At 37.4% G+C, this 8,815-nt stretch carries 6 protein-coding genes and 1 pseudogene; 5 read left to right on the forward strand and 2 right to left on the reverse strand.

The window, feature by feature from the left end:
• Positions 1–209 precede the first annotated feature (209 nt).
• From HLX49_RS16525 to HLX49_RS16535, 3 genes are all read left to right on the forward strand, one after another.
• A complete protein-coding gene (locus HLX49_RS16525) occupies positions 210–1,529 on the forward strand; it encodes an HD domain-containing protein (protein ID WP_296363264.1) in 1,320 nt (439 codons plus the stop codon).
• Positions 1,519–2,013, forward strand: coding sequence for a YwgA family protein (locus HLX49_RS16530; protein ID WP_077706472.1), 495 nt, complete (start codon positions 1,519–1,521; stop codon positions 2,011–2,013). Before HLX49_RS16525 ends, HLX49_RS16530 begins: the two co-directional genes overlap by 11 nt.
• A gap of 87 nt (positions 2,014–2,100) precedes the next feature.
• Positions 2,101–2,613, forward strand: coding sequence for a YwhD family protein (locus tag HLX49_RS16535; protein ID WP_077706469.1), 513 nt, complete (start codon positions 2,101–2,103; stop codon positions 2,611–2,613).
• Between the two features lie 529 nt (positions 2,614–3,142).
• On the opposite strand, the gene HLX49_RS16540 is transcribed toward HLX49_RS16535, so the two are convergent.
• The gene (locus tag HLX49_RS16540; protein ID WP_296363265.1) at positions 3,143–5,197 is read right to left on the reverse strand and encodes a transglycosylase domain-containing protein; all 2,055 of its coding nucleotides are present in this window, start codon (positions 5,195–5,197) and stop codon (positions 3,143–3,145) included.
• Between the two features lie 109 nt (positions 5,198–5,306).
• Positions 5,307–6,239 (reverse strand): L-lactate dehydrogenase, encoded by a 933-nt coding sequence (locus HLX49_RS16545; RefSeq protein WP_077706465.1) that lies wholly within the window; start codon positions 6,237–6,239, stop codon positions 5,307–5,309.
• 627 nt (positions 6,240–6,866) lie between these two features.
• On the opposite strand from HLX49_RS16545, the gene HLX49_RS16550 reads away from it, so the two are divergent.
• The gene (locus HLX49_RS16550; RefSeq protein ID WP_101932877.1) at positions 6,867–8,474 is read left to right on the forward strand and encodes an extracellular solute-binding protein; all 1,608 of its coding nucleotides are present in this window, start codon (positions 6,867–6,869) and stop codon (positions 8,472–8,474) included.
• Between the two features lie 53 nt (positions 8,475–8,527).
• Positions 8,528–8,815 (forward strand): annotated as a pseudogene (locus HLX49_RS16555) (extracellular solute-binding protein); the annotation flags it as partial.

Consider the following 8,815-nt stretch of genomic DNA (forward strand, 5'->3'; position numbering starts at 1 on the left):
GACTAAAGACGGGCTTGCCGGAGGGCGCCGGCATACTCCTGTTGCAGGAGCATGATTCCTAAAACTTTAGTTGATTCATTCCACTCGCTGCGTTGCTAGACGGGCGCCCCGAGCCTTTGTTCGCTCCTTAGTTTATCTTTCCTCTTTTTTCTTCAGCATTTCTATTATATAATAAAAAGAAATCGTCGAAAAGAAACGGATGAAAAAGCATGCCATATAAAAACGAACAACTTCATGAAGAAAAGGTGTTCAAAGATCCAGTGCACCGATATGTCCATGTGAGAGATCGGGTAATTTGGGATTTGATTGCGACACCTGAGTTTCAGAGACTGCGAAGAATTAAACAGTTAGGCACTACATATTTAACATTTCACGGAGCGGAGCATAGCCGATTTAATCACTCGCTTGGGGTATATGAAATCGTACGAAGAATACTAACAAATTTTGAAGGACGTCCACATTGGAATAAAGAGGAGCGTCTTCTTTGTTTATGTGCAGCGTTATTACATGATCTAGGGCACGGACCGTTCTCCCATTCTTTTGAGAAGGTATTTAAGCTGGATCATGAACATTATACACAGCAAATTATTTTAGGTAACACCAAAGTGAGTGCCATTTTAGAACGAGCAGAAAAGGGGTTTGCCCAAAAAGTTGCTGACGTGATAGCTAAAACATATCAAGACCAATTAGTGGTCAGCTTAATTTCAAGCCAAATTGATGCTGATCGAATGGATTATTTGCAACGGGATGCGTATTTTACAGGTGTAAGCTATGGTCATTTTGATATGGAGCGAATTCTTCGTGTTATGCGTCCAATGGAAGATCAAGTGGTGATTAAGGAAACAGGAATGCATGCTGTGGAAGATTATATTATGAGTCGCTATCAAATGTACTGGCAAGTATATTTCCATCCAGTTACGAGAAGTGCAGAAGTCATTCTTTGTAAAATATTGCAACGAGCGAAAGTGTTATATCACGATTCTACATATACGTTTACATTGAAGCCAACGCACTTTAAATCTTTTTTTGAAGGAAATGTAAAGCTAGAGGATTATTTAAAATTAGATGAGGGAATTGTTACGTATTATTTTCAACTATGGCAGGAAGAAGAAGATACGATTCTTCGTGATCTCTGCGAGCGGTTTATGAATCGCAGGCTGTTTAAGTATGTCGAATTTAATCCTAATTCACAGATGAATGAATGGATGGAACTACACAAGCTGTTTACGGATGTACATATTAATCCGGATTATTATTTGGTCGTTGATTCTTCCTCTGATTTACCATATGATTTTTACCGCCCTGGGGAAGAGGAGGAGCGTTTACCGATTCACTTATTAATGCCAAATGGTGAACTGCGTGAATTATCACGGCAGTCTGATATCGTTGAAGCTATTTCCGGGAAGAAACGAACCGATCATAAATTGTATTATCCACATGATTTATTAGAAAACGTATCCGATCCAAGGAAGAAAAAGCGGATGAAAGAAATATTAATTGGTCAGGGAGAGGAAAAACATGTTAACTAATCATGCGAAACTAATGCAGTTTTTTGCAGTAGCAAACGAAGTAACGGGAAGGAAAAAGCTGCAAAAAATGATTTTTATTTTGCAAAAATGTCACATGCCCTTTGAGGAGAAATTTGCTTTTCATTTTTATGGGCCATATTCTGAGGAGTTAACGTTACGGGTGGAAGAGCTATGTAATTTAGGTTTTATTAAAGAAGAAAAAGAAGATAGAAGCAATTACCATCAATACCATTATACAATTACAGAAGATGGACAAGCTTTTTTAGAACAGTTCAAGAAAGATATGCCTGATTTTTCACAGCAAGTGTATGCTATGAAGGAGAAAAGCTCCCGATTTTTGGAATTAGTCGCAACGATACTATATTTTGACGACTTGTCTTTAGAAAAGTCAATTGCAAAAGTGCATACGGTGAAGCCAAAACAAAAATATACAGACGAGGAAATTCAAGAAGCGATTTCCTTTATTGATACAATTCGTCATTAAATTATTTGTGGGAAATCATGCTTTAGACGTTAGAATCTCACTATGATACAATCAAAATAATAATGAAAAAGAAGGAGGGTCTTTCGAATGAGTTTCGATCAGTCTTCAAACAAAAATAAATTTACAATTATTAAAGACGACTCGACAGATGGCCATGGTGGATATGGTTATGGTTCCATCAGCTTGGAAAATATGTCTTCTGTCATTGTAGATCCGAATGAAAATAAAGCTTATGTTGATATGGCGGCAATGCACGCTAGAAGTGATATTGAGCGGCGTGTGAAATATTTATCAGATAAAAGCGAAGTTCCAAATGGCAAATTGTATTGGATTGTTTGGGTAAATGTCGAACGGAATGAAAAAGGGACATATTTTGCTGGTGTGGCAGGAAGCGAATTGCTTGTGGATCGGCCTAATAAGCGAGCTTACAAATCGATGCCACAGCATGTAAAACATATGGAGCAATCTTTGAAAGGTAAAATCGTCGTTGATCATATGGATGATAAATCGAAACAGTTGTTAAAAGATTTTCTCGAAGACTTTGACCGAGATATGTGGGAAAACTCAACAGAGGAATTAAAAACAGCTTTGTCTGTATAAAGTAATACTTCAATCAACAGGTGGGATCTCCTAGATTGTTAGGTAGGACGAATCAGGGGGTGTAGGTGCTATTTTTCATTTAGATTTGTCCAGTTAGTGCATTCTCTTGCACTATACAAAGTATAACATTTTTAGGTTCATAGTATAAGAAAAACAAAGGCTTTTGCTATAAGACTTAGTGACAAGCCAAGTTTTTCTAAAATAGATTGTGTTTACAACACGTAATATTCAGATATGAATGTGAACAATTTGTGACTTTGTTATGAACATTATGATTTTGACTTGTACTTTAGGAAGGAAGTTTGTAAAATATAGTCTACATGGGCTATTCATGTATTACTAGGACAAAAAAGAGGTCGAATCCAGTTTTTACTGGGTTTGACCTCTTTTTTTACTATAGGAAAGTAAAAAATGTAAGGGTTTATAGTCTAAGAAAACCATAGCTTTCGTCATTAAACGTGGCGACAAGCCAAGTTTTTCTAATCAATTATAGCCATCTCTGATCACCTTAAATTTTTGCTATTGCATTTTACTCAAACAAGTCAAATAGCCTTTCAATAAATGACTTTTCTTGTTTTTCTAAAGGTGCTTTATCAGTTTTATCATCCTCTGGTAAGTGTGCATTACAGTAGGTTGTTGGCTCACTACCTTTCTCGAAAAACATGACTTTACTAGCAGAACAATATGGCGTTGCCCGTTTACCAGTGGCGGGGTCCACAGGAATGCCGACAATTCCTGAAGGGATGGTCAAGCTTTTAATGGGCTTATTTTGATGTATAGATGTCATGAAATTAGCCCATATATCCTTTGCATATGCCATTTCTTCAACAACTTCAATCGTACGGTTGTCATCGTAGCCGACCCAAATTCCTGCAACTACGGAAGGGCTAAAACCAATCATCCAGCTGTCAGAATCTGTAGAGCCTGATTTTCCCGCGTATTTTCGATCAAGTTGGTCGATAATGGTAGACCCTGTTACTTGCATATATCCATTCAGTTCTCGATCAAACATACCTGTCATTAATTGGGAAAGGATAAACGTCTTTTTCGGATCAAGTACTTGTTCGTTAGAATCATTAGATTTAGTGTAGACTGTATCTCCATAGCGGTTAACAATTTTAGAAACAGTATGCCCGTCCACGTTCTTTCCTCCATTTGCTAACATGCTATATCCACGAACCATTTCTTTCATGGACACTACTTCTGAACCGAGCGCTAAGGAAGGTACAGCTGACAAATCACTTGTGAAACCAAACTGTTTGGCTGTATTTACTAACGTTTCAGGACCTATAAACATATTTGTTTTTACAGCATAAATATTATCGGACAGCGCCAATGCTTGTGCTAGTGAAATAGGCTTATTTGCGTAATAGCCATTGAAATTACTCGGTTTATAGACATTTCCGTTTTCTAACTTAAATGTAGTAGGTTGACTCATTAACATGGTAGAAGCATTGTAGCCCCGCTCTAACGCTGCATAGTATAGAAAAGGTTTAAAGGTAGAGCCTGGCATTCGCTTTGCTTGCGTAGCGCGATTAAACGGACTGTCCACATAACTGCGTCCACCTACTATCGCAATGATGCCTCCCGTTTTCGGATTCATTACTAATCCACTACCTTGTATGTCACTTTGCTTCGACATTGTTTGTTGAAACTGTTCTTCTAAATCTGTTTGCGCTTTTTCTTGCATCGTGGTGTAAATTTGATACCCACCACCACGAACTTCCTCAGCATCTAACTCCAAAACGGCTGCTGCTTCTTTGATAGCGGCATGCTGGAAATAGGGACCTATTTGCTCTTTGTTATTCCGTTTAGCTTCATTATGGTACTGTAACGCTTCGTTTTTGGCTTCTTCGTAGGCTCGACTTGAAATCATCGCTTGATTTTCCATGATTTTCAATATATGTTGCTGGCGTTGCTCTGCTTTTGTTGGGTCATTCAAAGGTGAATAATATGTTGGACCCTTTGGTATACCCGCAAGCATGGCAGATTCTGCTAGCGAAAGCTCACTAGCAGATTTTTGGAAGAACTGTTTACTTGCAGCTTCAATTCCGTAAGCGCCATGCCCATAATAGATGGTGTTTAAGTAGCCTTCTAGTAGTTCCGATTTGGAGTAGAACATTTCCAATCTTATTGTATAAAATGCCTCTTTAATTTTTCTGCCCCATGTTTTTTCATGGCTTAAATACAGATTTCTTGCATATTGCTGTGTTAAAGTACTTGCACCTTCTTTAAGCGACAATGTTTTTATATTTTCAACAATGGCTCCTAAAATTCGTTTTACATCAAATCCATGGTGGTTGTAGAAATTGCGATCTTCAACAGCCAGTGTAGCTTGAATTGCTTCATCAGCAATATGTTCTAGCGAGATCCAATCTTCTGTTTGATGCTCACCGACTTTAGCAAAAGGCTCCCCAGACTTGGTGTATAACGTTGTTTGTTGGTTCATTGATATTGGTGGGGGGCCTAAAAGGTAGCTGGCGATGTAAACGAAGATCACAAAGGATAAACATATTCCTACCAAAATGCCGGTTATTTTAAAGAATCGTTTGCGAACTGCGCTGTGTTTTTGTTTGCTTCTCATATATGTTTTCCCTCTTCAAATAAATTCCGTTATTATCATTATGGGAAAACAAATGGAGAAATAAACATCTTAACATGAATCTTCCATGCAAAGTCCTAAATGCTAGAGCTTATAATAAAGCTTGGTTTTGAATATCTTTTAAAATGGCAATCGAGCTAGCAAATTTTCTTTGCTCTGTTTCATCCAAAGGGAAGTCTGCTACTCCTTTTACACCAGCACGGTGAATAATGGAGGGGACGCCGACATAGACATCTTCATGACCGTGTTCGCCAGTTAATAGCGTTCCAACCGGCAGAATAATATGCTCGTTATTTAAGATCGCTTTTGTTATTCTGGCTAACCCCATGCCAATAGCATAGTAGGTTGCCCCTTTCATGGAAATAATCTCATAGGCAGCATTACGCACCTGCTCAGCAATTTGCGTTTTTTCTTCGGCCGATATTTTTTCAGCGATGGATGTGCCAGAAATGTTAGCGGTGCTCCATACTGGAAGTTGTGAGTCACCATGCTCTCCAATAATATATCCATGCACGCTAGCTGGTGCGGTAGCAAATTTTTGTCCTAAAAGGAAACGGAATCTAGCGGAATCCAATACCGTACCAGAGCCAATTACTCGTTCTTTTGGCAACTGCGAAAATTTCCATGTTGCATAGGAAAGAATATCAACAGGGTTTGTTGCTACAATAAAAATACCATTAAATCCTGCATCCATAATGGATTCGACCATAGATTTGAAGATCGCTACATTTTTATTAACAAGGTCTAATCTCGTTTCTCCTTCTTTTTGCGCTATACCAGCACAAATTACTACGATGGCTGCATCTTTGCAATCGGCATAAGTTCCTTGAGTAATATTCATAGCACTAGGGGCATATACGATGCCATGACTTAAGTCCATAACTTCGCCTTGTGCTTTGTCCTCATTTATATCCACTAGAACAAGTTCATTGCTTAAGCCTTGATTCATTAACGCATAAGCATAACTAGTTCCTACAGCTCCAGTTCCTACTAAAACAATTTTATTTCCTGGTGTCATTTCCATGATTGTTCCTCCTCTGTAGGGTGTGTTCCTAGTTTAGTTATAGGCAGCAATATAACATAAAAATTGCCTCTCGTTATATATTTCCTCGTTTGTTCAAAAAGAAACCATTTTAGAAATGATTTCTTTCATTCATTTATTCATGACATGTTAAGAGGTTGCTGACAACGTTCATAATAAAAAGGAGAGGCAAGTTTTTAAAATTAAAGTTCAAAAATATAAAAGAAAACATAAAATTTAGTTCTATTTTCAACTTGAATATGGTAATATATGTTGTATATTATAAAATACAAAAAATTAAGTTTATTTGTTATATTTTAAAAATTAAAGAAATCGTTACCAAACGGAAGTCTGATACAAGAAAAAGCCAACAATTATCTATGCAGTCAATAGCTGCTCATCTTTCGCTACAAAAAAGTCGATGTATAAAGTTACTTCATTTGTAACCCAGTTAGCTTCCATAGAAATGATCTGAGGAGGTGGTCTTATGTCGGTATAAAGGAATGGGGGATTATTAGAGCAAATTAACTTCATCACTTTGTAAGTATTGTAAGAAAGAAGCCTAAACTATTAAAAGTGGTGTATGAGTTATCAAAATGCTACATTTAAAGTTTTAAAGGGGGAAGGATAGTGAAGTGGAAGCTTTGTTGTCTGTTTGTCATAGTTATTGTCATGTTTTTATCTGCTTGTAGTGAAGATAATAAGGAAGCAAATGGCAAGAAAAGAGAAGAAGCAATAGCCAATTTAAGTGAAGAAGGTATGCCAATAGTAGAAGAAGAGATTACTATTGAAGTCTTTTCAGGTCAAGCTGCAACTACTGCAGAAGATTGGAATGATGTTCCCATGCTAAATGAATATGAAAAAATGACCAATATAGATATGCAGTGGGAACAAGTAGCAATTGACGGCTTAGCTGAAAAAAGAAACTTAACATTAGCGAGTGGAGATTTGCCAGATTTATTTTACGGTACATATCTCCCCAATGCGGATGTTTATAAATATGGAAAGCAAGGAGTACTCATTCCTTTAAATGACTTCATTGATGAATATGCTCCAAATATTAAGAAATATTTGGAAACGTATCCAGAAATAAAGCAAGGGATTACTTTTCCTGATGGGAACATTTACGCTATCCCTAGACTGAGAGATCCAAACTCTCCTACTTCACTAATGGATGATAAACCGTGGATCAATAAAGACATTTTGGAAGAAGTGGGCATGGATAACCCCGAAACCACGGAAGAATTTTATACGTATTTAAAAGCCGCCAAGGATTTATCTGTAGAAGGAAAAGAAGTTATCCCGTTTAGTAGTGTGTCGATGGATCGCCTTTATCACTTAATATCTGGCGCGTTTGGCGTATCTAATAAAGGAATTATGCATCGCTTGATTGATGAAGATCCTGAAACAGGAGAAATACGATTTTACCGAATTGCTGAGGAATATAAACAAATGCTTGAATATATGAACAAACTATATACAGAAGGCCTCATTGAACAAAATATTTATTCCATAGAAGTAGACCAATTTCTTGCAAACGGTATGGAAGGAAGATATGCAGCCATGAATTTCTTTAACCCTATTGATTATTTTGGGGAAGAAGTTGGTGGTAGGTATATTCCAGGCAATGCGCTTGAGGGTCCAAATGGAGACAAAATGTTTACTGCAGTGTTATCTCCTGTAAATAGTTTAGGACATTTCTCCATAACAAATGTAAATGAAAATCCAGAGGCAACATTACGTTGGTTGGATTACTTCTGGAGTGAGCAAGGTAAGAAAATGTTTTTTATGGGGCTCGAAGGAGAGACTTATGAAGAGACGGCAGAAGGTCCAAAGCTTTTAGAAGAAATTACAAATAACCCTAATGGTTTGACTATTCAAGAAGCGCTGGCAAATTATATTATCAATCCAGGTGGCGGGCACCCTGTACTAGATGATCCTCGATATTCTACTGCACCAGAGTTTAGACCAGAAGATATTGAAAATGCGGAACAAAATGAGCCTTATTTAATAGATGAACCTTGGCCCATGTTTTTCTATGAAGATGATGAACAGAGTCGACTAGATGCATTAGCAACAGATTTAAGTAAGTACGTAGGCGAAATGGAGGCTCAATTTGTAACCGGAGAGACAAGTTTTGCTGAATGGGATAATTATGTCCAAACGATGAAAGAGATGGGTCTCGATGAATATATGGAGATACAGCAAAAGGCATTAGATAGGTATCTTGGAAAATAGAGGAGTGAACATTCATCTTGCAATAAAATATGTGAGTTCAGGGGGGATTATTAATGGTTAAAAGAGTTTTAATGGTTATTGTTGGCGCGTTATTGTTTACTTTTTCTGTATCCGCTTGTAGTAAGGATAAAGAGGAAGAAATTGGTGGTAGCAAAGAAGCGGTAGAAAATTTAACGGAAGAAGAACTGCCAATTGTCAAAGAGCCAATTGAATTAGATATTTTTGCTGGGAAGGCTGCTACTACTGCAGATGATTGGAATGATGTCTTATTGTTGAATGAATATGAAGAAATGACGAATGTGAATATTACTTGGAATCAAGTACCTGCTGATGGGCTTGAT

The sequence above is a fragment of the Virgibacillus sp. genome, from assembly GCF_013393565.1.
Taxonomy (GTDB): domain Bacteria; phylum Bacillota; class Bacilli; order Bacillales; family Amphibacillaceae; genus Virgibacillus; species Virgibacillus dokdonensis.

Excerpts from the sequence above, each read along its gene's own strand:
- HLX49_RS16525 (WP_296363264.1), top strand. The coding sequence starts at position 210 with ATGCCATATAAAAACGAACAACTTCATGAAGAAAAGGTGTTCAAAGAT.
- HLX49_RS16530 (WP_077706472.1), top strand. The coding sequence starts at position 1,519 with ATGTTAACTAATCATGCGAAACTAATGCAGTTTTTTGCAGTAGCAAAC.
- HLX49_RS16535 (WP_077706469.1), top strand. The coding sequence starts at position 2,101 with ATGAGTTTCGATCAGTCTTCAAACAAAAATAAATTTACAATTATTAAA.
- HLX49_RS16540 (WP_296363265.1), bottom strand. The coding sequence starts at position 5,197 with ATGAGAAGCAAACAAAAACACAGCGCAGTTCGCAAACGATTCTTTAAA.
- HLX49_RS16545 (WP_077706465.1), bottom strand. The coding sequence starts at position 6,239 with ATGGAAATGACACCAGGAAATAAAATTGTTTTAGTAGGAACTGGAGCT.